Source organism: Sphingorhabdus sp. (assembly GCF_050921905.1).
Classification (GTDB): domain Bacteria; phylum Pseudomonadota; class Alphaproteobacteria; order Sphingomonadales; family Sphingomonadaceae; genus Sphingorhabdus_B.
This window is the reverse complement of sequence record NZ_CP050888.1, coordinates 2,558,376-2,582,906: the sequence shown is the minus strand read 5'-3', so window position 1 is coordinate 2,582,906 and position 24,531 is coordinate 2,558,376. Positions and strand designations below refer to the sequence as shown.

Sequence of the window (24,531 nt, the reverse complement as noted above, 5' to 3'; positions counted from 1 at the left end):
GGCGGGGAAACATCGTGAAAAGGCTAAACGTCTGCGCGAGCATCATCGCAATTGGCCTTGCTGCTCCATCGGCCGCAGTGGCCGCGCAGGCTACGCCCCCAGCCAAGCCAAAGGCCGAGCGCCTAAAGGCCGACGTTGAAAAACTCGTCAGCTTTGGCACGCGCCATACATTGTCATCGGCAACGGACCCGAAACGCGGCATCGGCGCCGCCCGCAAATGGGCGCACAGCGAATTTGTGAAAATCGCCACGGCGTGCAATGGCTGCCTGCAGACAGAATTGCTCGAACGCAATATGTCGGGTCCGCGTATTCCAAATGGCGTCAATATTGTCGACGTGCTTGCGATTAAGCCCGGCACAATGGGCTGGGACCATGTCATCATTATCGCCGGACATATTGACAGCCGCGTTTCCGACGTGATGGATTTCACGCAAAATGCGCCGGGCGCTAATGACGATGGTTCGGGCAGCGCATTGGTGATTGAGGCGGCACGGATCATGTCTCAGCAGCCACAGAATGCAGCGACGATTGTCTTTGCTCTGCTGTCGGGTGAAGAACAGGGACTGATGGGTGGGCGGCTACTCGCCGAAACCGCCAAGGAACGTGGCTGGAAAGTCAGCGCCATGTTGAACAATGATATTGTCGGCGGCACGCTGGGCACCGACGGACGCAGGGTTGATAATGTCGTGCGCGTCTTTAGCGAAGGCATTCGTGCATCCGAAGATCTGGCGGGGCAGATGGCGCGGCGCAATAGTGGCGGCGAAGATGACGGGCCAAGCCGTTCGCTGATGCGTTACGCTGACAAGGTTGCGGCGCAAGCTTATCCGGACGTAACACTCGATGTTTTTGGCGTCCGTCGGCCTGACCGCTTTGCGCGCGGCGGTGACCATTTGCCAGCGCTCGAGCTTGGCTTTCCGGCCATCCGTTACACCGTCGGCGTTGAAAATTATCATCACCAGCATCAAGATCTGCGCACCGAAAATGGCATTGAATATGGTGATACCATCGACAAGATGGACTTTGACTATTTGGCAAAGGTGACGATGTTGAATGTTCTAACGGCAACGGCATTGGCCGATGCTCCGCCAGCGCCTGCGTCGGCGACATTGGGCGGCGCAGTCACCTCCAACACCTCAGTCACATGGGACGCAAGCCCCGGCGCGCAACGCTATCGCGTGTATCAGCGCCGCGCCGATGCGCAGGATTGGAACTTTGTCCGCGAAACGCAGGGCACCGAAACAGTGCTGGAGGGCTTGATCGTGGATGATCATTTTGTTGGCGTCAGTGCATTAAGTGCGAAAGGCGCGGAAAGCACGATTACTTTCGCTAGTCTGCCGCCACGGCGTTAGAGCGTTTTTCGAGCCGTCTGAATCGAAAGGGGATTCCCATCGGCCGTGATTTCTGATTCAGTATCGGTGCCGGTGAAGGAGGCTGGCATGGATGGGTCAACCACTATCGATGGATTTGCGTTCGCGGCTTTTGGCGGCGGTTGATGATGGTATGAGTTGTCGCGGGGCAGCTGCCCGCTTTGGCGTTGCGCCATCGACGGCGATCCGCTGGCACGCGCAGCGGCGCGAGACCGGCAGCTTTGCACCGAGGCCTCAAGGTGGTGATATGCGTTCGCGGCGGGTTGAAGAGCGCAGTGACGATATTTTGGCTCTTTGGGCGGCACGAAAGGATATCACCCTTGAAGAGTTACGCACGGGCTTGGCCGAGATGGGCCTGACCGTCTCTGTGGCCGGGCTTCACCGCTTCTTTGTGCGCCGTGGCATGACGCGTAAAAAAAGACTGGCCATGCCATCGAGCAGGACCGGCCCGATGTCCTGAAGCAACGGCACGACTGGTTCGACGGCCAGATCGATCTGGACCCGGAGCGCCTCGTCTTCATCGACGAAACATGGACTGCGACCAACATGACCCGCAGCCATGGCCGCTGCCCCAAAGGCGAACGCCTGCGCATGGGCTTGCCGCATGGCCACCGCAAAACGACCACACTGGTGGCGGGCCTTCGCATGACCGGCATGGTCGCGCCGATGGTGCTGGATGGTCCGATCAACGGAGACTGGTTCGAAGCCTATGTCACCCAGGTGCTCGTACCGGAACTGAGGCCCGGTGACGTCGTCGTCATGGACAACCTGTCCAGCCACAAACGGGTATCAGTGCGCGAACGGATCGAGGCCGCGGGCGCAATACTACGGTTCTTGCCGCCATACAGCCCCGACTTCAATCCAATCGAAAAGGCCTTTTCCAAACTCAAAGCAATGCTGCGAAAGGCAGAAGAACGAACCGTGAGTGGCCTTTGGACCCGGATCGGCAACCTCGTCGATATCTTCCAGCCCCACGAATGCGCCAATTACTTCAGCTCATGCGGATATGACCCAGAATGATCGACAAACGCTCTAAGCCACATATAGCAATGGGCGCAGCCATTTCTGACTGCGCCCATGGCCACCCATAAAATGTGCACGTCAGGCCGCTTCAAGCGACGAGCTGCGCCACATCGTCGAAATCGCGCAGTACATAGCCACGGCCCCACACCGTTTCGATGTAGTTTTCACCGCCACATGCCAGAGACAATTTCTTGCGCAACTTGCAGATGAAGACGTCGATGATTTTCAATTCAGGCTCGTCCATGCCGCCATATAAATGGTTCAGGAACATTTCCTTGGTCAGCGTAGTGCCCTTGCGCAGGCTCAACAGCTCAAGCATCGCATATTCCTTGCCCGTAAGGTGCACGCGGCTGCCGTTGACTTCAACGGTTTTGCCGTCGAGGTTCACCGCCAACTTGCCCGTGCGGATAACGGACTGCGAATGGCCTTTGGAACGGCGCACAACCGCGTGGATGCGCGCGACCAATTCTTCGCGATGAAACGGCTTTGTTACATAATCATCGGCCCCAAAGCCAAAGGATCGGACCTTGGTGTCCATCTCGCCAATGCCTGACAGAATAAGCACGGGCGTTTGCACTTTGGCAACGCGCAGTTTTTTCAAGACATCATATCCGTGCATGTCGGGCAAGTTCAAATCGAGCAATATGATGTCATAATCATAGAGCTTGCCCAGATCGAGACCTTCCTCACCCAAGTCAGTCGTGTAGACATTGAACCCTTCCGTCGCGAGCATCATTTCAATGGCCTTCGCTGTGGTAGGTTCATCTTCAATCAAAAGAACACGCATGGGCAAACCCCTTTTTGAAACGCCTGGATCCCCCGAAACCGCTCAGATTTAACCAGCAGTGCTTCGAACGTTATTAACCATAATAGGCATGAACTTGAAAGGTTAATTTGGTGTTAATGCTAGGATTTCCGGGGGTTTTGATATTTTAGTTCACAAAAATTAACTATTTTCCGAGGGTTACAGTATCCGGCTAATGTAAACTATATCGCATGTTTTGTAACATTTCCGGAAGTTGGTCTCGGAATCGAAAGAAAACCCACATTTGCGTCGGCGAAAACTTAACGGAAGTTAATAAAGTCATCGTCCGAGTTGCGCGACCAGATAGTCAATGAGCGCAGTGACCCTATGTGGCCGAATGGTGCCCGGCGGTGTAACCAGGTGCAACGCCCCGGCGAGAACTATCTTAGGCATATCGAAAACACCCTGCTAAAGGAGCGACTGACATGACCGACACAAAGACCAAGTTTGAAATTCGTCCCTTTGAAACGCTCGGCGCCGCGAACCATGGCTGGCTTGACGCACATCACCATTTTTCATTCGGCAGCTATCACGACGCTGCACGGATGGACTGGGGTGCAATCCGCGTGTGGAATGATGACGTGATTGCGCCACAGTCGGGATTTCCTCCCCATCCGCATGCCGATATGGAAATCATCACTTATGTCCGTACTGGCGCGATCACGCACAAGGACAGTCTTGGCAATGAAGGTCGCACGGCGGCGGGCGATGTGCAGGTCATGAGCGCGGGCAGCGGTATCCGGCATGCGGAATATAATCTGGAGAATGAACCAACCACGCTTTTCCAGATATGGATCATACCCAACCGAGCCGGTGGAGCGCCAAGCTGGGGCGCAAAGCCATTTCCCAAGGGTGAACGGTCGGGCGCATGGCAAATCCTTGCCAGCGGCTTTGACGAAGATAATGACGCCCTGCCCATCCGCACCGACGCCCGCGTGCTCGGCGCGACGATCAAAGCGGGCGACAGCCTGGAATATGCTGTCGGCGCAAAACGGCATGCCTATATGGTGGCAGCAACCGGCGCGATTGAAATCGACGGGCAGCGCGCGAACGCCCGCGACGGTGTGGCCATAGGCGAAGGTAAGGTCATGATCACGGCCATGGAAGACGCCGAAATCGTTCTGGTAGACTCGCGTTAATCCATGCGTGTGATATTGGCAAAATGTGGCGATGGCTGTTACAGCCGTCATTATGGCCTTTGACCTTCCCGAAGAATATCTTGAAGAAACCTTCTTGGCCTCCACCGGGCCCGGCGGGCAGAATGTCAACAAGGTCGCCACCGCCTGTCAATTGCGTGTCGATGTCTATGCGCTGGGTCTGCAACCTTATGCCTTCCGCCAGTTAAAAATCCTGGCGGGTAGCAAGATGACGATATCGGGTGAGCTGATTGTCACAGCACGCAGTCACCGCACGCGGGAGGCCAACCGGCAGGATGCCCGTGCGCGTGTGATCGAGCTGATCGACCGCGCACATATCCGCCAACCCCGCCGCGTCTCCACCAAACCAAGCAAAGCCGCCAAGGCACGGCGGGTTGATGCCAAAAAGGGCCGATCCACGATCAAGAAAAACCGTGGCAAGGTCAGTTTCGATTGATAAGGCAAGAAAATGTACAGGTTTGAAATTGATACCGCAGCACCTAAATCCGAAGTCTACGCAGAAATGGTCCGCTCTGCCGATGCGTTGACCAGCGGTGAGCCTGATGCCGTCGCCAATATGGCGAATATCGCCGCCTTGCTTTGGGAATATCTGCCGGACGTAAACTGGACGGGTTTCTACCGCGTGGTCGATGGCGAACTTGTCCTTGGGCCCTTTCAGGGCAAGGCAGCCTGCATTCGGATACCCTTTGGCAAAGGTGTATGTGGGACCGCGGCGCAATCGGGCGAGACGCAGTTGGTGGAAGACGTCCACGCCTTCCCCGGCCATATTGCCTGCGATGCCAATAGCGCGTCGGAACTGGTGGTGCCTGTGAAGCGTAATGGCACAGTTATCGCGGTGATTGACCTCGACAGCCCGACACTGAACCGCTTTGATGCCGAAGACGCACAGGGTGTTGAGTTGCTTGCACGGATGATTGCTGACAGAATTTGATGGCACCTCTCAATGCCTTCGTCCTGATGCTGTTTGGTTGAACGGCGCAGCCTCACGGCCGGTTCAATAGTACCTCAGCATCGGGATCGAAACATTCCCACCCGTCAGGCCCAAGGCGCTCCAACGGCCTGTAGCGGGTCTTATAATGCATCCGTTCCGCACCATTCACCCAATAGCCCAAATAGACATAAGGAAGCCCTGCGGCCTTTGCGCGCAAGATATGGTCCATGATGATGAAGTTACCAAGACCAGATCGGCCCGCAATCTCCGGATTGTAAAAGCTGTAGATCATCGACATGCCGTCGCTCTGCTGATCGGTCAGGCACGCGCCGACCAATTCGCCAATCCGGCCGAATCGTGGCGAAGTCCGGTATTCAATCACTTGGCTGCGCACGGGTGACTGTTCGACCATGTCCGCATAATCCATATCATCCATATTCGCCATGCCACCGTCGGGATGGCGGGACGAAAGATAACGGCTTAGCAGGTCATATTGCTCGGTCGTTGACCAAGGGCGGCAGGCGCTAACAACCAGATCGGCGTTGCGCCGCAAAATTCGGCGCTGTGTGGCGTTAGGCCGGAATTCGTCCGTGCGCACGCGCACCGATACGCAGGCCTTACAGTCCGGGCAACTTGGCCGGTAAGCGACATTCTGACTGCGGCGAAAACCAATACGACCAAGCGCCTCGTTCAGTTCATCGGCGTGGTTGCCGTTGAGCTCGGTAAAGACTTTCCGTTCGGTTCTGCCCGGCAGATAAGGGCAAGGGCCAGGGCTGGTTACAAAAAATCGCGGAAAACGGACTGGTGCGCTCATATTCTCTCCGCTGGGCAGCCTTGGCCTTTAATCTATTATTTACCTTTTATGCACACCGCAACCAATGCTGGAAAGCGCATTTACCATCTTTCTTGCGATGCCTGCTTATTTGTTAAGCTCTACCCGCTCGACCTTGTAGCCAGCATCATTCAAACCATCAACAAGTCCTTGTAATTGATTGGCGTCCCGCGCTTCGCATTCAATGTCGGTGATCAACCCCTTGGCTGGCAAGGTCGTAAAAATCCGCTGATGGTAAATTTCGATGATGTTGACATTATGCTCGTTGAACAAACGCATCACCTTGTACAGCGCGCCGGGGCGGTCCTGAAGAGTCAAACGCAAACGCGCCAAGCGACCGGACCGCGCAAGGTCACGCAAAAGGACGTTTGCTAACAACCGCGTATCGATATTACCGCCGCACAAGACTACGCCAACATTCTTGCCTGCAAATTTCTCAGGATAGGCCATCATCGCAGCAAGGCCCGCCGCACCAGCACCTTCGGCAACGGTTTTTTCAATCTGCAGCAGCAGGCTGACCGCGGTTTCCAATTGCGCCTCATTCACAAGTACAATTTCGTCGACCAGTTCGCGGATGACTTCGCTAGTGAATGCGCCGGGTATTTTGACCGCTATGCCCTCCGCCAAAGTGTCGCCTTCGCATGGCATCTGCAAATTGTTCAGCAAAGCATACATGGATGGGTAAAGCTCGGCTTGAACGCCGATGAGGCCGATATCGGGCTTCAACGCGCGCGCGGCCGTCCCCATGCCAGATAGCAAGCCGCCGCCGCCAATAGGTACTACCAACATATCAAGGGACGGGATGCTCTCGAGCATTTCAAGCGCAACAGTACCCTGCCCTGCGGCAACATTGGGGTCATCAAAAGGATGCACAAAGGTCAACCCCTGCTCGGCCTCAAGCTGCCGTGCATGTTTGTAGGCGTCGTCAAAAGTCTCACCAAACAGCACGACTTTGCCGCCAACACTCTCAGTCTGCATGACCTTAACCGTTGGCGTTGGCACTGGCATGACGATGGTCACTGGAATGCCAAGGCGGGTACCATGATAGCTCAGCCCCTGCGCGTGGTTCCCCGCCGACGCCGCGATCACGCCCTTGTTGCGTTGTTCTTCCGAAAGCAGAAGGATTGCGTTCAGCGCGCCGCGCTCCTTATAGGCTGCCGTAAACTGCAAGTTTTCGAACTTCAGGTAAATATTTGCGCCCGTCAGCTTCGACAAAGTCTGGCTGTGCAGGGTCGGCGTTGCCACGATGGAATCGCGAATACGGTCATGGGCGGCGCGGACATGGTCCAGGGTCAATAAGTCAGACATATAAAAGGCCCTAACGCATCTGGTGTTAACTGAAAACAGACATTAAGACCAAATAATGACCAGAATAGCTTTTATCGGATTGGGCGTCATGGGCGGCCCGATGGCACGACATCTCAAACAGGCGGGGCATGATTTGACGGTGTATAACCGTTCGCGCACCAAGGCCGAAAAATGGGTCGAAGCTTATGGCGGCACGCTTGCCACCTCGCCAGCAGACGCGGCCAAAGACGCCGAGGTCGTGATTAGCTGTGTCGGCACGGATGACGACCTGTCGGGCGTGACGCTTGGCCGCGACGGGGCATTTTCGGCGATGACCAAGGGTAGCCTGTATATTGACCATACAACGGTTTCCGCACGGATTGCGCGGCAGCTCGGCGTGGAGGCGAAATCACGGGGGTTATTGATCGTCGACGCGCCCGTGACCGGCGGGCAGGCTGGCGCAGAGAACGGCACCTTGTCCATCATGTGTGGCGGGACCGAATCTTCTGTTGCGGCAGCTTCGCCCATTATCGCGGCTTACGCCAAACGTATCGTACATGTCGGCGGTCCCGGCACGGGTCAGATCACGAAAATGTGCAATCAAATCGCTTTTGCTGGCGTTATACAATCCTTGTCGGAGGCGCTGCGTTTTGCGCAGTCCGCTGAACTGGACGTTGAAAAGGTATTTGAAGCCATTTCCGGCGGCGCGGCGCAAAGCTGGCAAATGGATAATCGCTGGGCGACGATGGCGGAGGATAAGTTTGATTTTGGCTTTGCCGTAGATTGGATGCGCAAGGACCTTGGATTAGCATTCGAAGAAGCCCGCGCGGTCGGCGCGACTTTGCCCATCACTGCAATAATTGATCAGTTTTACGCCGATGTGCAGCATATGGGCGGGGGCAGGCTGGATACCAGTGCGATTGTGAAAAGATTGCCTAAAGGATGAAAAATGGTTTTACTAGTCCTCCCCGAAACGGAGAGGTGGCGCGCGCAAAGCGCGTGACGGAGGAGGCTGGTGTTCAAACACCAAGCGCTAAGCGGATAACCCCCCCAAATATTCTTCGGATGGTCCCCCTCCTTTTTCCGGGGAGGATCATCGCCCTCGCCCTGTTCGCGAGCACTGCCACATCGCCGGCATTCGCCGACGGGCTTGTCGAAAATGTGAACGGCATCACGCTCGACAAGGATGGCAAGGTCATCCGCTTTAACGCCATGCTGGTGGGTAGCGACGGTAAGGTGACGGAGCTGCTCACCAAAAAGGATAAGCTTCCCAAGCAACTCGATTTCCGCTTGGACGGACGCGGCGCGACATTATTACCCGGTCTGATTGATGCGCATGGCCATGTCATGGGCCTTGGCTTCCAATTGCTGACGCTCGACCTTTCTGCCACCAACAGCCTTTCCGAGGCACAAGCTGCGATCAAGGCCTATGCCGCAAAATATCCCGAACGCCGCTGGATTATTGGTCGCGGTTGGAACCAGGAAAAATGGGGCCTTGGCCGCTTCCCGACGGCCCAAGACCTTGACGCCGCCGTCAGCGACCGTCCCGCCTGGCTTGAGCGGGTCGACGGCCATGCGGGCTGGGCAAATAGTCGCGCGATGGACATCGCTGGCGTAAACGCGACAACAAAATCTCCGCCAGGTGGGCGTATTGAACTTATCAGCGGAAAACCAAGCGGCATATTTGTTGACGCCGCGGCGAATCTGGTTGGCAAATTTGTGCCTGCACCTAAGCCGCTGGAGCGCGATATTGCCTTAGGTGAGGCGCAGAAGAAACTCCATAGCTTAGGCATCACCGCCATTGCCGACATGGGCACATCGATGGACGACTGGCAAAGCTATCGCCGCGCAGGCGATGCTGGCTGGTTGACGTTGCGGATATTCGCATATGCGGGCGGCATCGACAATATGGTCGCCATTGCCGGTCCGCGGCCAAGCCCATGGTTGTATAATGACAAGCTTCGGCTTGGCGGGGTGAAGCTATATCTCGATGGTGCCTTGGGCAGCCGAGGGGCGTGGTTGAAAAAACCTTATGCCGATGCCGCTGGGCAAACGGGTCTCCAATTTCTGGCAAGCGCGGAAATCCGAAACCTCATGGTCCGCGCATCCATGGATGGCTTCCAGACCGCCGTTCATGCCATTGGCGACGCCGCCAATGCGGAAGTCATCAGCGCGATTGAGGAATTGTCCGAAACCTACAAGGGTGATCAACGCTGGCGGATTGAACATGTCCAAATCGTTGATCCAGCCGATCTGCAAAAACTTGGAAAATATGGCATCATTTCCTCGATGCAGCCGGTGCACCAGACATCCGACCGGCTTATGGCTGAGGCACGGCTTGGGCCAGAGCGGCTAAATGGCGCGTATGCATGGCAGTCAATTGCCCGCGCGGGCGGAAAACTCGCCTTTGGTTCCGACGTGCCGGTGGAATCGGCGGATCCCTTTGCTGGCCTTGCCGCCGCGATAACGCGCGAAGATGCCGAAGGCCAACCCTTTGGCGGCTGGCGGCCAGAAGAGCGCGTGTCACGTGAACAGGCGCTTGCCGGTTTTACGACAGGCGCGGCCTATGCTGCTTTTGCAGAGGGCAAATTCGGTTCGCTGACGCCAGGGCATTATGCCGACTTCATCTTGATTGATGTCGACCCTTTGCTTGCAAGCCCCCGAGAATTGCGTAATGCAACCGTTAAGGAAACGTGGGTGGGCGGACGGCCTGTCTATAAAAATGCTGCAGCAAATGCTGCAGACGAAAAAATGAATGGAGAGAAACGATGATGCGCGCATGGACATTGGCTAGCCGCCCGGTTGGGCTTCCGAACAGCAGCAATTTTGCGATGGTTGAAAATCCCGACGCACCCTTGAGCGCGGATGAGTTTCGGGTAACCAATGGCTGGCTGTCGGTCGATCCCTATATGCGTGGACGCATGAACGATGCAAAAAGCTATGCCGACCCGTTCATGTTGGGCGAACCCATGACTGGCGGCGCAGTTGGCACTGTGACCGAAAGCAACAATGCCGATTTTCCCGTTGGCGCAAAGGTGCTGCACATGGCGGGCTGGCGTGACACTGTCGTCTTTGGCGGCGGCAAAACGCCTCCTGCCGGAATGCCGCCGGTGAAACTTCCTGACCTTGGCGTGCCAGACCAACATTGGTTAAGCATCATCGGCATGCCCGGCGGCACCGCATGGTTCGGCCTGCTTAAAGTTGCTGAAGCCAAGGCTGGCGAAGTGATCTTCGTGTCGGCTGCGGCTGGTGCCGTAGGCTCCACAGTAACCCAAATTGCCAAAGCCAAGGGCATGAAAGTCATTGGCTCGGCGGGTGGCGCTGACAAATGCGCGTGGGTAAAAGAACTGGGTGCGGACGCCGTGATTGACTATAAATCCGGCAAGGTGCTTCCGCAGTTAATGACTGCGCTAAAGGACATAAGTGAAACCGGTATTGACGTGTATTTCGACAATGTTGGCGGTGAACATTTTGACGCCGCGCTTGCCACATCAAAGGAATGGGCGCGCTTTGCGATTTGCGGCATGATTGACGTCTACAACGACTTTAAGGCGCAACCTATGCAGTATCTACCGATGATCATTGGCAAAAGGATCATGATTAAAGGTTTCCTCTACCCTGATTTCTACGCCCAAGTACCAGAGTTTAATGCGGACATGTCGGCCCTCATTCAATCGGGCGCTGTGAAAGGCCGCGAGACCGTGAAGGACGGTCTGGAAAAAACACCTGAAGCTTTCATCGGACTGTTCAGCGGCGAAAACACTGGCAAAATGCTCGTTAAGCTCTAACGCAAAACGCTGCGCAGCATTTTGACGCGAAAACGCGCATAGTTTTCGCGGCGAAGTCGTGCGGTCTGCGGCGTCAATACTGCTATTGCTGCCATATTGACGCACCGGCAAATTTTCAAAGCGCATAATGATTTAGAGCGCATAGCGATTTAGAGCGATGACATTCAAATACCCTTTCGCTAGATCGCCACAAATTATGTCAATTAGGAGAGAAATTATTTTACGACGTGACAAATCCCTCATTTGTGCATTGAGACTATCCGCCGCCTGCTTCGCACTTGCCGTGCCCGGCATGGCATTCGCACAAGAAGCGCCGCAAGCCGAAGACAATGCCGACGCAGAAATCGTTGTGACGGCGCAAGGCCGTAGCCAGCTGCTTTCCGACGTTCCTGTCGCGATTTCTGCCGTGAACGCCGAGACGCTGCAAAACAGTGGCGCGAATGACATTCGTCAGCTTAACCAAGTCGCGCCATCTTTGCTCGTGTCCTCAACCGGATCAGAAGCCAATGGCTCGGCCCGTATTCGCGGAATTGGCACCGTGGGCGATAACCCCGGCCTTGAAAGCTCGGTTCCCGTGTTCATCGACGGCGTTTACCGTTCGCGTTCGGGCATTGGCCTGAACGAACTCGGCGAAATCGACCGCGTCGAAGTGCAACGCGGCCCCCAGGGCACGCTGGGTGGACGTAACTCTTCGGCTGGTCTGATCAGCATCTATTCGAAAAAGCCAAGCTTCACCTTCGGTGGCAGCGGCGAGCTGACCTACGGCAATTATGACTTCATGCGCGCCGCGACAAGCTTCACTGGCCCGATTTCGGAGCAATTGGCATTCCGTGTTGACGGCGTCTACGTAAAGCGTGACGGTTTCTACCGTGATGACCAAAATGGCCGCGACGTCAATAACCGCGACCGTTACTTCCTACGTGGCCAATTGTTGTTCGAACCCACTGACGCGCTGTCGGTCCTCCTGATTGCGGATTACACATCGCGTACAGAAGAATGCTGCGCAGCAACTCATGTTGATCGGACCGTCAATCAATTTATTGGCGACCTCAACAATTCAAGCACGACAGGCGTAGCTTCAACAACAACATCTAACAATATCATCAATGTATTGCGCGACTTGGGTCAGCCATTGGCTGCGTTCAACCAAGGCTTTGGTCGCAACATTTCAGTCAGTCCCAACCGCGTCTTCACCGGCGAGACCAAGGACTATGGTTTCTCCGGTCAAGTCGATTATGACTTTGGAGGCGCAACTTTGACCTCAATCACCGCTTACCGCCAGTATCGTTCGGGTCAGGCGTCCGACGGCGATTATAGCGAAGTTGACATTCTGTATCGTGCGCCAAGCGACGATCTCTATCGTCAGTTCCATACCTTCACGCAAGAACTGCGTCTGCAAGGTGAGGCATTTGACGGAAAGCTTGATTGGTTAGTCGGCGGCTTCTTTGTCAATGAAAAGCTGACGCTGAGCGACAATCTGCGCTTCGGTAACCAATATGGGCGCTTTGCAACATGCCGCATCATTTCGGGTATTTTGGGTGGCGATTTGGCTCGGCTTTATTCACCTACCAGCCAATCATGCGTAATCCCTGGCGTCGGCACCGCAACCATCGGTGGCGATTCGGGTCTGTCCGGTCCAGATATTCTCGCGGCGTTTACGCGGCTTGATAACCTCAACAATATGGGCTCCACCAACGACCGTTATTTCCAGAACGGCACGAACTTCGCGGCGTTCACGCACAACATCCTGCACATTACCGATGCGCTCGATCTGACACTTGGCCTTCGCTACACCAGCGACAAGAAAACGTTCAACGCGAGCTTCGGCAATGACAATACAGCGTGTACAGCAATCCAAGGCCTTGTGACCGACGATTTGGACAACCCGCTCACAACCGCAACGGCACGTGCGCTTGCGGGCTCGTTGATTGGTCTGGGTTGCCAAGGCAACTCGACAGCGGAACTGAACGGCGTCTCGATTAACGACAAGCGCAGCGAAGATGAATTCACCGGCACCGCGATCCTCTCGTGGAAAGCAACTGACGATCTTCTGGTCTACGGCAGTTTTGCACGTGGCTATAAGGCTGGTGGTTTCAACCTCGACCGTTCTGCGCTGAAGTCACCAATTCGCACATTTGCAGCATCCGGCGGCGCGCAGGCTTTGGTCGGCAATCTCCAGTTCGACCCAGAACTGGTGGACAGCTATGAACTAGGTGCGAAATTCTCAAATGGTCCATTTGGCCTGAGCGTTTCGGCATTCCGTTCGGACTTCAGTAGCTTCCAGCTAAATACCTTCAACGGCACTGTATTCCTCGTTCAAAATGTCAACGGTTGTGATAATCTTGTTGGCGGCTCAAACGCGGACACAGACCTCAGCAATACAACCGGCAGCTGCGCCACAGCCGACATCACTTATGGTGTTCGCACGCAAGGTCTTGAGCTGGAAGCATCGCTCACGCCTGCACGCAACTTCCGCATGGCGGCGGGTTTGACCTATGCCAAGACGACCTATCGGGATGACCTGATTGGGACGAAGAACGGCGCGCCGTTGGATCTCGCACTGCGCAAATTGCCTGGCGATAACCTTTCCAACGCACCAGAGATGGTTGCCACCTCCAGCGTCACATGGACGCCGGATATTGGCAGCAATGGCATGAGCGGCCTTGTCTACATCGACGGTCGCATGACCAGCGATTACAACACAGGTTCCGACTTGTTCCCGCAAAAAGAGCAAGACGGTTTCGCGGTATTCAACGCGCGTATCGGTCTGCGCGGTGCTGACGAAGCCTGGGGCATTGAGCTTTGGGGTCAGAACATCTTCAATCAGGATTATGCCCAGGTCGCATTCAACTCGCCATTCCAGGCGGGTCAAAGTTCAGCACCATTTGTCGATCCACAATATCCTGGTGGTCGCCAGATCTTCTCGCAGTTCCTTGCCGAACCGCGAACCTATGGCATCACATTGCGCGGCAAGTTCTAGGAACTTCGCTCACTTAAATGAAAAAGGGCTCGCAGCGATGCGGGCCCTTTTTTTGAGGATTGAAGGCTAAGTGTCTGTTCTTGGAATCTATCCTCATCCTGAACTTGTTTCAGAATGACGATAGAAATATCATATTGACAAAACGCGCCTAATCGCGCCGTATGCGGTGCAGCTTAACTACCGAAACCCACGCTCAAGAAGCCCGGCATCGGCCCATTCCAGCCATCGTCGCCTGCATCTGCCCCATTCGACTGGTTGGGCTTAGCAACTCCAGCCTTAGGCGCTGACTTCTCACGTGCTGGTTTGGCGACAGCCTTCTCACGCACTGGCTCTGGCGCTTCGGCTGCTACCTCAGGCGTGTCAGGCCGCGCTTCCTTGGCCTTAGCCGAGGGTGTTCGGCGTCCCCGCTTTGCAGGCACGCGTTCTTCGCCATCGGCGGGTGCTTCTATTTTGCCCAGACGCGCAATCTTATTGCCGATCAGCTTTTCAATGCTTTCAATCGCTTCTTCGTCGGCCTTTGTGACAAATGTAAATGCCTTGCCCTTGGCTCCGGCTCGGCCCGTGCGGCCAATGCGGTGAATATAGTCATCGGGATGCCATGGCGCATCGAAGTTAAACACATGGCTAACACCCTTAACGTCAAGCCCGCGTGCCGCGACATCAGACGCAACGAGCAAGTCAATGTCGCCATTCTTGAACGCTTCCAACTGCTTTTGGCGCGACGCCTGGTCAATGTCACCGTGAATTTCGCCAGACCGAAGGCCGTGGCGTTGAAGGCTTGTGTTCAATTCGCGTACAGTCGTCTTGCGATTGCAGAAGATAATCGCGTTCGACACTTTTTCGGTCCGCAAAAGGTCGCGCAAAACCTCACGCTTTTTCATAGGCGACACGTTGACCAAAAACTGTTCGATATTGACGTTAGCCGTCGCCGGACGTGCCACTTCGATATATTTGGGGTTCGACAGGAACTTGTCCGCCAGCTTTTTAATGGGTGGCGGCATCGTTGCCGAAAATAACAAAGTCTGGCGCGTTGTTGGCAGTTTTGTGCAGATATGTTCAATATCGGGAATAAAGCCCATGTCGAGCATACGGTCCGCCTCGTCGATGACGAGCATTTCGCAGCCAGTCAGCAAAATCTTGCCGCGTTCGAACAAATCCATCAACCGGCCGGGGGTAGCAATCAAAACGTCAACGCCCTTTTCAAGCGCCTTGACCTGGTCCCCCATTTGTACGCCACCAATCAGAAGCGCCATCGACAGCTTATGATATTTGCCGTATTTTTCAAAATTCTCTGCAACTTGCGCGGCCAGTTCGCGTGTTGGCTCCAATATCAGGCTGCGCGGCATCCGCGCGCGCGCGCGGCCATTGGCCAGCACGTCAATCATCGGGAGAACGAAGCTTGCCGTCTTGCCCGTCCCTGTTTGGGCAATAGCGATGATGTCGCGCATCATCTGGACTTGCGGAATAGCCGCAGCCTGAATTGGGGTTGGCGTGTCATAGCCAGCCTCGCTCAAGGCTCTCAACAATTCGTCAGACAGGCCGATATCGGCAAAACGCATATGGTGTTCCGGAAAAAATGGCGCAGCGCCACCAGAAACAAATTCTCATGGACGAGCGTGGCCATTGGTCGCTACCGCAAGAAATGTCAAGATACATGCCCGATGGAACGGGCGTTAGCGCGGGATCAGCAACCTGAATTTATCGATATCGCATTTGGCGCCAGTGCGTGCATGCAAAAGATCGCGATTGACGCATAACTTGCCGTCAAACGACCGTTCCATATAGGTGCCGGCGTAAAATTCGCGGGCAAGGCAGCCGTCACCCAAATATGCACGAATCAGAATGCCGTCGCGCGTCACCAAATCCAGACTGCGGTCAGGACCAGGGCGCGAACCGCCGAGCCTGCTGACCCAAAGGCATTTGCCGATCTTTTTTTCTTTATATTTGATCTTGCCAACGGACTGTCGCTGCGCACCCGCCGTTGCCGGCACTGAATCCGGGGCAGGAAATCGAACAATGACGCTTTGGTCAATACGCACCTGATTAAAGTTGGTCCTTAACCCCAACACGGGCATGAACGAACTATCGATCGCGGCAACCTTAAAGTGCGCAAAAGCCTTATGCGACAATGTTGTCCATGCGACCGCAAAAAGGAAGATTGCCAATAGTGCGCGCAAGAAACATTCCGGTTTGAAGTTGAAGTTCGGATCGCTTTACCCGATAGGGTTGAACCTATCATGAATTGCAAGCCAGGGCCGTTGCGGACAATGGAAAAAACTGTGCCAGATGTAAAGATTTTATCGAAATTTCGCGCCATATTGGGACCGAAGGGCTATTCGGACGAAACTGACGTGATTGCGCCTTGGCTGACCGACTGGCGCGGCCGATTTACAGGAGCAGCCCCTGCCCTGCTCTCGCCAGCCAATACGCACGAAGTTGCCGCGGTGGTGAAGCTGGCGGCCAAGCACCGGATTTCTCTGGTTCCGCAAGGCGGCAATAGCGGGATGGTCGCTGGCGCAACGCCGGATAAGAGCGGTCAGCAGCTAATCCTGTCTTTGCGGCGAATGAACAACATAACCGCGATGGACGCAGAAGATGGGCTGATATGCTGTGATGCGGGTGTTATTCTGCAGAATTTGCACGAAGCCGCAGCGGCGGTTGGACGCCGCTTTCCGCTGACCTTGGGCGGAAAGGGCTCTGCCACCGTCGGCGGGTTGATTTCAACCAATGCTGGCGGAACTCAGGTAATCCGCCACGGCACCATGCGGATGCTCGTGGCCGGCCTTGAGGCGGTCTTGCCCGATGGATCCATCTACGACGCAATGGCCCCGTTGAAAAAAGACAATCGCGGCTATGATCTGAAACAACTGCTGATTGGTGCAGAGGGGACGATTGGTATCGTCACCAAGGCCGTCTTACACACGGTTCCGGCCTTGATAGATCGCTGCGTCGTGTGGGCCGGTGTTGACAGCCCTGCCCAAGCATATGACTTGCTATTGTTCATGCAGCGGCACGGCCGGGAACGCTTGGAAGGCTTCGAAATCCTGCCACAGCGCGCGCTGAATGCCGTGACAACCCATATCGCCGGAACCCGGCCGCCCTTGGATACCACGCATGGCTGGCACTCGCTGATGGAATTTGTGCAGGATGATCCAGGGCAGACGCCCCCCGGCGAACTGGCCACGCACCTGTTGGAAAAGGCCATGAATGAAAATCTACTGGGCAACGCAACCATTGCGAGTAGCGACGCGCAAGCCGAAGCATTCTGGAAAATCCGTGATTCCATTGCAGAGGCTGAGCGCGCGGCGGGGCCTGCGCTTCAACATGATATCAGCGTCCCCGTGTCGGCGATGGCCCGTTTCATAGAGGATGAATCCCCTGTGATTGAAAGCACTTTTCCCGGCACCAAAACGCTTGCCTTTGGGCATTTGGGCGACGGCAATATCCATTTTCATGTCAAGGCCCCGGCCGGAATGGATATGACATCCTGGTATGAAGGAGACGGCAGAGCAATCACGTCGCATGTCTACGACCGCGTGCGCGCGTATGGCGGGTCGCTGTCCGCCGAACATGGAATTGGACAGGCCAAAATCGCCGAGTTCGAACGTCTAGCAGAGCCCGCGCGGCTTGCCGCATTGCGGGCCATTAAAAATGCGTTTGATCCGCTGGGAATTATGAACCCGGGCAAGCTTGTTCCGCTTGCGTAAACCCGGCTGTCCGCTTAAACGGCGCCTTCAAAATTTCTTTATTAAAATTCAACGATGGAGTTACATATGGCCACCGCGCCCCAAGCCGCCAACCTCCCGCTTTTGTACAACGACCTGGTGCCGTTGAGCAGCAACGATCATGTGACGTGGAAGTCACGCATGCTCGAAAACGCTAAATTTCTTGAGGGCCAACATGCCATTCCGTTGACGATTGAAGAATTTGTGCCTGCGTCGCGCACCTATCCAATCATCTTCTCCGCATCGGAAAGCCCCGTACCGCTCGTCTTAATGGGCATGAATGAAGGCGTGAACACTTTCATGAATGAAGAAGGGCACTTTGATCGCCCCGTTTACATCCCTGCATATGTCCGTCGCTATCCGTTCCTGCTGGCGAAACTGCGCCCGGACACCGAAGAATTGTCGTTGTGCTTTGACCCAACGTCCGGTGCAGTTGGCGAATTTGAAGAAGGCTTGCCTTTGTTTGAAGACGGCAAGCCAAGCGACAACACAAAAGCGATTTTGAAATTCTGCGAAGACTTTGAAAATGCCGGTGCGCAAACGCACGCCTTTGTTGAGGAAATCAAAAAGCTCGACCTTCTCATGGATGGTGAAGTATCCATTCAGCAAGAAGGTCAGGAGCAGCCCTTCATCTATCGTGGTTTTAAGATGATAGATGAAGACAAATTGCGCAAGCTTCGTGGCGATGCCGTTCGCAAGTTGAACCAAAATGGGATTCTTGCGCTGATCCATGCACATTTATTCTCTTTGCAATTAATGCGGGAAATCTTTGCAGTTCAGGTCGCTCAAGGTAAGGTGCCGCAAGTGACGGAACTGCCTTCGAGTTAAGCCAATCGATCGCTTCATGCCGTCACGCCACCTATTTTGGGGAGTGACGGCATGGGCAAATATAGCAAAATCGCAATCCTGTTTCATTGGGCTATCGCGACATTGATTGTGGCCAATATATTATTGGCTACTTTGGCTGAAGATCTGCCTCGGGCAACGCGCGCGGTGTATATGAGCCCGCACAAGGCCATTGGTATTTCCATTCTCATCCTTACCATTGGCCGCATTTTATGGCGCCTTGGCCATCGCCCTCCGCCGCTACCTGGTCAACTGGCCGGCTTTCAAGCGACGGCGGGGCGAACCGTGCATATTCTTTTCTACATTCTGATGATCGTCATGCCATTGACTGGCTGGCTCATGATCGGCGCCCATGGTAAAGCGGCGCCAGTGGACTTTTTCGGTCTATTCACTGTTGATATGGCCGTCGGCAAAAACGCGGCGCTTGCCGACTTTGCGCAAGAAGGTCATGAATTTCTTGCCACGCCTCTTATCATTCTGATCGGGCTGCATGTCTTGGGTGCGTTGAAACATCAGTTCATCGACCGCATGCCATTCCTTCAGCGCATGTGGCCCTGACATGGTCGCAGCACAGGCTAACGCACAATTCCTCGCAACCAACGGGCAGCTGGTCGGCACACTACCCCTGTTTTTGGCCTAGGTCTTGAAACTGTAATAGCAATGTCCCATTGTCTTAGGTGGACGGAATCAACCCCTCCCGTTTCCGTCCACCGATGTCTGAGAAGGCATCAACTCCCTGAACCTAGGCCACCCCGGAACAATCCGGGGTGGTTTTTTTATCATCATTCCGCAGCAATCAGGGTAGCGGAACCCAAAGCTTCGTCGGCAAGCGCCGCCACTAGAGCAGATATCATGGCGTTCATGCGGTCCGAACCAGCGCCAGGATGGCGCAAATCGGGGTCGAGATAAAGGGATCGGTCAACTTCCAACTGAATGGCATGAATGTTCGCACCTGGCCGCGCGTGGCGGCGGAGAATATACGCGCCAGCATAAGGATGGTTAAGCGCGGCGTTAAACGCTTGGGATTGCAACCGCGCCATTAACAACTCTGCATATCGCGACGCTGCACTTTTGCCGAAACGGTCCCCAATGACAAATTGAGGCGCTGGTCCAGAAGTTACGCCACGGATCGGCGGCATGCTGTGCAGGTCAAGTAATATAGCAACGCCAAACCGCAGCCGCATCTGTTCCAGCACATCCGCAACTGCCTCGTGATAAGGTCGGTGGAACGACGATATCCGGTGCTCCACCTCATCCAAGGTAAATTGCCGTTTCCACAGTTCACCCTCGCCTGACAATCTTCTGGGAATCAGGCCAAGACCACCGCGTTGCTTGACCCCTGGTGGGGGATAATCACTTCGCAGCGCCCCTTGAACCATTTCTGTGTCAATATCCTGCTCGTCGCGGTTTAAATCAATCCACGCCCGCGCACGGCGCGCCATAATGACAGGATATCCCAACTGGACACAGCGCCGCGTCAATATGTCGGCATATCTGTCCTCAAGCCGCAGCAGGACCGCAGGCGGCAGCCTTAACGCATCCAACAGCTCCGATGGATAATCACGCCCGGCATGCGGCACGGACAGCAGCACAGGGACGGATGGTGCTTCCGTCCCCCATGTTGCGAATCCATCTATATCCGTCCGTGCCATGCTTCTCTCTGAATTGTGCAGCCGCATGATTGCCAGATTCTCTGCAAAATGGAAAAAATAAAACTGCGCGATTATGCAGACGTTGTAGCGTTAGGGTCAGGACCACTTACTTTCCAAACCCTTCCATCTCAAGGATACTGCTCTGAAAGTCGAACGCTTGTTTGCAAAGGAAAGTTTCGGCGAACTGAAATAGGCTTGAATGATAGGGCAAGCCCAGCTAGATGCTCCCGCAGCGTGGGCGTATAGCTCAGTGGTAGAGCACTGTGTTGACATCGCAGGGGTCGCAAGTTCAATCCTTGCTACGCCCACCATATTCCCTTTTGATGTCAGTCACTTGCTCTAAGTATTTTGTTGCTTTCCTCCGTTAAAAATAATGCGTCCGGTGAATTTCCGGTGAAATGTTTGTCAGGACACGCTGCTTTGGTCGCGTGGCTCATCGTGCTCTAAGACTACAACAGTGCCGGTTAGCGTAAATGCCGATGGCACTTTTTCGATGATTGCATCGATGACACCCTCGATCGCTGCCGTCACGTTTTCTAGGTAATCAGGATCAAACATCGCATATAGGTCAGTCACGCTGCCAATCTTACGATGGCCTAGCTGCAGGGCGATTTCATCAGATGGAACTCTACGCATCCGATCACGCCACTCGTTTGACCAAGCGCGTTTTGTTCCAGCATCACGGACGAGCTGAGCAATTGACCGCCGAATAAGTTTCATCCCGCCATCTCCGTGCTTCGGCCAGCCGAGAAACTCTACCATCGAATCCCAAGCGCTCCGGACCGAAATACTCTCAATTAGGAACCCATCAACCTGATTGAGAACAGGGATAATTTGACGCGGCGCGGCCACGGCTGCTCGATACTTTTTGGTTTGGCGACGATTAACAGGATTGAGACAAATAACGTCGCGATCCTTGTTCCACTGCTTTCGATCGGGAGCAGTGGAAAAGTCGTGAGCAGCATCGGGTCTGGCCATCGTTGCAACGCTGAACATCAGGAAACTATGAAGTCCCCTCCGCTTTATTGGATATCGCGGATCGGTTGCGTATTCAAATGCGTCTGAAAGTTCTTGGACGGTAAGCCTCCTCGTCGGAGTATTGTTCAATTCCTTCGTCTGCACAGGCTTGAATCGCAATGGACTTTTTGAAGCCGTTATGGCGGCAGCAAGTTGACTAACGCTGTTCTCAACCGTTGATAGCGCGCGCTTGCGGTGTATTTCAGCTCCAGCTGAAGAAAACATAGGCTCTTCACGCAGCCAAATGCGAAAGTTCTCAATCCAACCCTCGTCGATCTGAACTTGTAACGGTCGTCTAATCGCATATTCGTCAAGGGGGATTTTTGACATATTTCTTGGGGCTACGATTGATTGATCGCAGTGATGTTCGTTTTGGTTTGCTAGTTCAGCTTTGGTTGCGTCGTTGATAGTCGTTTGTCGGGAACATGGTCGTCTACGCGGTCGAGACTTGCGCGCCGCATGATAGGTTTCGTAAGGAAGGATCTTGCCAATGTTTAGTTCGCATTTTGCCGATAAGGCACTTGCAGCCGTTACAACGCAATGATCCAGCCCGCGCCCCGACAGGGACGGCTCGACGCGCCCAAAGCATGAACGCAAACGAGAAAGAGGTTTTCAACTCAGTCTATTGGCCTTTCTATTCTGCCTTGCGCGTCAGGCTGTGGCACCAGCTGAACGATTGAACAGTTCGCCGGTTTTGAGCATCGTATGCATGATGACCGCGAGTTTGCGCGCAACTGCAATGGCTGCTCGCTTGAACCCGGCCTTTTCCCTGAGCTTCAAGCCCCAGACACGCAGAGCACTGTCCGCTGTCGTCCGCGTCAGGATCACCATAGCGGCTTCGTACAGCAATGCGCGAAGGTGATTGTCGCCGCGCTTCGAGATGCGTCCGGCATAATCGACCTCACCTGACTGGTAACGCTTGGTGGTCAAGCCGATCCAGGCACCGACAGAGCGCGACTTGGCAAAGTTGGCGGGATCCTCGATCGCTGCAATAAAGGACGACGCTGTTACCACGCCAATACCCGGGATCGTCATGAGCAACTGGCACTGCTCGTCCGCACGCGCTGTGGCGATGAGCTGCTTGCTCAGCTGCGCGACACGCGCACGCACCGCCAGCCACGCTTCGAGCAACGGCAAAACGATCCGCTCAAGCCCGGCGTTCGTTGCCAGCAAAGTGCGGATGTGGCCCTCCAATATGTTCCCTGCACTTTTGGGAACAATCAGCCCGAACGTTTTCATGACACCGCGTATCTGGTTCGATATCTGAACCGTCATTTTCAACATCTGATGGCGGGCGGCGACCAATGTGCGAACGAGCATGCTATCAAAGCTCTTCACTCGAACCTCGCGGTAAAAGCCAACCTCGGCAAGGTGGGCCAGCCCATCTGCGTCGTTCACGTCGGTCTTGTTCGGTGCCATGTCGAGTGCTGCTTTGGCATGACGTGCATCGATACAAATCGCTGGCACGCCCTGCGCCGTCAGCGCATGAAAGAACCACACCGACAGCGGGCCTGTTTCAAAAACGACGCGTCGCACACTCGGCGCATGTGTGCGGATCACTTTGGCTATAACTGTGGGATCAGACGCGCATTTGCCGCGCCATATCCGTTTGCCGCCTTCGCGAACCGAGATGAAAGTGTCTTTCAAAGATACGTCTAAACCGATATATTGATCCATGATTGTCCTCCGTCAGGTGCTTGGGCCCAGTCACAATCGTGAGCCCGTATTTTTATCCTATCGGGGACAACCAGCATTCAATCACAGCATCGTCCAGCTAATCACAGCCCCGCGATTACCCTATGTTTCGTGCCGGTCACTTGAGAGTTAAACACTCATACAAGGAGACCGAAGAGATGATGAAGCATACAGAAGATTTCAAACAAGAGGCCGTCCGGATTGCTTTGACCAGCGGATTGTCACGGCGGCGTGTTGCTGCTGACCTGGGCGTTGGATTGTCGACGCTGGGCAAGTGGATATCGCAGTATCGGCCAACCGATCTGGTATCAGCGCCGCAAGCGGATTTAGCCCGCGAGAATGAACGCCTGCGCTTAGAGAACCGTATCCTCAAGGAGGAGAGGGAGATACTAAAAAAGGCTACCCAGTTCTTCGCGAGCCTCGGCAAGTGAGGTTCGCATTCGTGCACAACTGGCGGCATGTCTGGCCAGTGGAGATGCTTTGCCGCGTGATGCAGCTATCGACGCGCGGTTACCGGTCCTGGCACGCACGGCCGACAAGCCGACGGTCACGCGGTGACATGAAAGTGCTGGCCCACATCCGTGAACAATATGGCCTCAGTCTCGGCAGCTATGGCCGTCCTCGCATGACTATGGAGTTGGGCCGAAGGCAACGCCCGTAGGGCGGTAAGGAGGTAGGGCTCGTTGTAGGCGAGCGCCGTGTTGGCCGTTTAATGCGGATCAACGGGAGCGCAGGTAACTTATGATCCGGGGGATCATAAAGCCAAGCCCAGTTCGCACCCGCAAGCATAAGGTCACCACCAACAGTAATCATCGTCTTGGCATCGCTGCGAACTGGCTGGACGGCGATTTTGTTGCCGCTGCTCCTAACCAAAAATGGGCAGGCGACATTACCTACATATGGACTGCCGAGGGTTGGCTCTACCTCGCTGTTGTTCTTGATCTACACAGCCGCCGTGTCGTTGGCTGGGCGGTCAGCGACAGAATGACCCGAAGGGCGGCGAAGCCAACAAGGATCTGGCAATCAGGGCGCTGGATATGGCGGTAAACCTGCGGCAACCCGCCGAAGGCTGCATCTTCCATTCTGATCGCGGCAGCCAATACTGTGCCTATGATTATCAAAAGAAATTGCAGGCCTACGGCCTGCGGCCATCGATGAGCGGCAAAGGTAATTGTTACGACAATGCATCCGTTGAGACGTTCTTCAAATCGCTGAAGGCGGAGCTGATCTGGCGTCAGAAATGGTCAACACGAAGGCAGGCAGAGGCAGCAGTCTTCCAATACATCAACGGGTTCTACAACACCCGTCGCCGCCACTCGTATCTGGGTGGCATCAGCCCGCTGGCGTTCGAAGCAAAGGTGGCATAATGACATAAGTGACCGGCGCAAAACTGTTACAAGTCCAATAAGGTTCAGGCGCCGTGTAA

Annotated in this window: 20 protein-coding genes, 1 tRNA gene and 1 pseudogene; 14 read left to right on the top strand and 8 right to left on the bottom strand. The window is 54.9% G+C overall.

Going from position 1 to position 24,531, the window contains the following annotated elements; translation table 11 throughout:
* Positions 1-14 precede the first annotated feature (14 nt).
* On the top strand, positions 15-1,349 hold the full coding sequence (locus HEQ18_RS12560) for a M20/M25/M40 family metallo-hydrolase (RefSeq protein WP_432814969.1): 1,335 nt from the start codon (positions 15-17) through the stop codon (positions 1,347-1,349).
* A 91-nt stretch (positions 1,350-1,440) separates the two neighbouring features.
* Positions 1,441-2,387 (top strand): IS630 family transposase gene (locus HEQ18_RS12555; protein ID WP_432814446.1). Its coding sequence is split into 2 segments (ribosomal slippage): positions 1,441-1,780 and positions 1,780-2,387, totalling 948 coding nucleotides; the frame shifts between segments, so codons are not numbered across the junction.
* Positions 2,388-2,478: 91 nt separating this feature from the next.
* On the opposite strand, the gene ctrA is transcribed toward HEQ18_RS12555, so the two are convergent.
* Complete coding sequence (gene ctrA, locus HEQ18_RS12550) at positions 2,479-3,177, bottom strand: response regulator transcription factor CtrA (protein WP_432814968.1); 699 nt, start codon at positions 3,175-3,177, stop codon at positions 2,479-2,481.
* Between the two features lie 443 nt (positions 3,178-3,620).
* Here ctrA and HEQ18_RS12545 point away from each other — a divergent pair, with 443 nt between their 5' ends.
* From HEQ18_RS12545 to HEQ18_RS12535, 3 genes are read left to right on the top strand one after another with little or no spacing between them, the layout of a single operon-like run.
* Entirely contained in the window at positions 3,621-4,334 is a 714-nt protein-coding gene (locus tag HEQ18_RS12545; RefSeq protein WP_432814967.1) for a pirin family protein, read from the top strand.
* Between the two features lie 31 nt (positions 4,335-4,365).
* Positions 4,366-4,788, top strand: coding sequence for an alternative ribosome rescue aminoacyl-tRNA hydrolase ArfB (gene arfB, locus HEQ18_RS12540; protein WP_432814966.1), 423 nt, complete (start codon positions 4,366-4,368; stop codon positions 4,786-4,788).
* 12 nt (positions 4,789-4,800) lie between these two features.
* Positions 4,801-5,283 carry a GAF domain-containing protein gene (locus tag HEQ18_RS12535; protein ID WP_432814965.1) on the top strand — a complete coding sequence of 161 codons (483 nt, stop codon included), beginning with the start codon at positions 4,801-4,803 and terminating at the stop codon, positions 5,281-5,283.
* A gap of 52 nt (positions 5,284-5,335) precedes the next feature.
* On the opposite strand, the gene HEQ18_RS12530 is transcribed toward HEQ18_RS12535, so the two are convergent.
* Both HEQ18_RS12530 and HEQ18_RS12525 read right to left on the bottom strand, forming a co-directional pair.
* Positions 5,336-6,097 (bottom strand): arginyltransferase, encoded by a 762-nt coding sequence (locus HEQ18_RS12530; RefSeq protein WP_432814964.1) that lies wholly within the window; start codon positions 6,095-6,097, stop codon positions 5,336-5,338.
* A gap of 105 nt (positions 6,098-6,202) precedes the next feature.
* A complete protein-coding gene (locus tag HEQ18_RS12525) occupies positions 6,203-7,423 on the bottom strand; it encodes a threonine ammonia-lyase (protein ID WP_432814963.1) in 1,221 nt (406 codons plus the stop codon).
* A gap of 55 nt (positions 7,424-7,478) precedes the next feature.
* Here HEQ18_RS12525 and HEQ18_RS12520 point away from each other — a divergent pair, with 55 nt between their 5' ends.
* The 4 genes from HEQ18_RS12520 (at position 7,479) to HEQ18_RS12505 (ending at position 14,170) form a co-directional block, all read left to right on the top strand.
* Positions 7,479-8,348: an NAD(P)-dependent oxidoreductase gene (locus tag HEQ18_RS12520; protein ID WP_432814962.1), complete on the top strand. Its 870-nt coding sequence runs from the start codon at positions 7,479-7,481 to the stop codon at positions 8,346-8,348.
* A gap of 119 nt (positions 8,349-8,467) precedes the next feature.
* Complete coding sequence (locus HEQ18_RS12515; protein WP_432814961.1) at positions 8,468-10,174, top strand: amidohydrolase; 1,707 nt, start codon at positions 8,468-8,470, stop codon at positions 10,172-10,174.
* Complete coding sequence (locus HEQ18_RS12510; RefSeq protein ID WP_432814960.1) at positions 10,171-11,190, top strand: NADP-dependent oxidoreductase; 1,020 nt, start codon at positions 10,171-10,173, stop codon at positions 11,188-11,190. Before HEQ18_RS12515 ends, HEQ18_RS12510 begins: the two co-directional genes overlap by 4 nt.
* A gap of 292 nt (positions 11,191-11,482) precedes the next feature.
* Complete coding sequence (locus HEQ18_RS12505) at positions 11,483-14,170, top strand: TonB-dependent receptor (RefSeq protein ID WP_432814959.1); 2,688 nt, start codon at positions 11,483-11,485, stop codon at positions 14,168-14,170.
* Positions 14,171-14,343: 173 nt separating this feature from the next.
* Here the strand turns inward: HEQ18_RS12505 and HEQ18_RS12500 are convergent, their stop codons facing one another.
* Together HEQ18_RS12500 and HEQ18_RS12495 are read right to left on the bottom strand one after the other, a co-directional pair.
* A complete protein-coding gene (locus tag HEQ18_RS12500; RefSeq protein WP_432814958.1) occupies positions 14,344-15,729 on the bottom strand; it encodes a DEAD/DEAH box helicase in 1,386 nt (461 codons plus the stop codon).
* A gap of 114 nt (positions 15,730-15,843) precedes the next feature.
* Positions 15,844-16,347: a hypothetical protein gene (locus tag HEQ18_RS12495; RefSeq protein WP_432814957.1), complete on the bottom strand. Its 504-nt coding sequence runs from the start codon at positions 16,345-16,347 to the stop codon at positions 15,844-15,846.
* A gap of 102 nt (positions 16,348-16,449) precedes the next feature.
* Between HEQ18_RS12495 and HEQ18_RS12490 the strand changes: the two genes are divergently transcribed.
* The 3 genes from HEQ18_RS12490 to HEQ18_RS12480 all read left to right on the top strand — a co-directional run bounded on the left by HEQ18_RS12490 (position 16,450) and on the right by HEQ18_RS12480 (position 19,299).
* Entirely contained in the window at positions 16,450-17,877 is a 1,428-nt protein-coding gene (locus HEQ18_RS12490) for an FAD-binding oxidoreductase (protein WP_432814956.1), read from the top strand.
* Positions 17,878-17,943: 66 nt separating this feature from the next.
* Entirely contained in the window at positions 17,944-18,723 is a 780-nt protein-coding gene (locus tag HEQ18_RS12485; RefSeq protein WP_432814955.1) for a SapC family protein, read from the top strand.
* Positions 18,724-18,774: 51 nt separating this feature from the next.
* Complete coding sequence (locus HEQ18_RS12480) at positions 18,775-19,299, top strand: cytochrome b (RefSeq protein WP_432814954.1); 525 nt, start codon at positions 18,775-18,777, stop codon at positions 19,297-19,299.
* A gap of 224 nt (positions 19,300-19,523) precedes the next feature.
* On the opposite strand, the gene HEQ18_RS12475 is transcribed toward HEQ18_RS12480, so the two are convergent.
* Positions 19,524-20,393, bottom strand: coding sequence for an N-formylglutamate amidohydrolase (locus HEQ18_RS12475; RefSeq protein WP_432814953.1), 870 nt, complete (start codon positions 20,391-20,393; stop codon positions 19,524-19,526).
* Between the two features lie 236 nt (positions 20,394-20,629).
* On the opposite strand from HEQ18_RS12475, the gene HEQ18_RS12470 reads away from it, so the two are divergent.
* Positions 20,630-20,704 (top strand) — tRNA-Val (locus HEQ18_RS12470).
* Positions 20,705-20,798: 94 nt separating this feature from the next.
* Here HEQ18_RS12470 and HEQ18_RS12465 read toward each other — a convergent pair.
* Both HEQ18_RS12465 and HEQ18_RS12460 read right to left on the bottom strand, forming a co-directional pair.
* Positions 20,799-21,740, bottom strand: coding sequence for a hypothetical protein (locus tag HEQ18_RS12465; protein WP_432814952.1), 942 nt, complete (start codon positions 21,738-21,740; stop codon positions 20,799-20,801).
* Positions 21,741-22,061: 321 nt separating this feature from the next.
* A complete protein-coding gene (locus HEQ18_RS12460) occupies positions 22,062-23,087 on the bottom strand; it encodes an IS110 family transposase (protein WP_432814488.1) in 1,026 nt (341 codons plus the stop codon).
* A gap of 176 nt (positions 23,088-23,263) precedes the next feature.
* On the opposite strand from HEQ18_RS12460, the pseudogene HEQ18_RS12455 reads away from it, so the two are divergent.
* A pseudogene (locus HEQ18_RS12455) lies at positions 23,264-24,472 on the top strand (IS3 family transposase).
* Positions 24,473-24,531 lie beyond the last annotated feature (59 nt).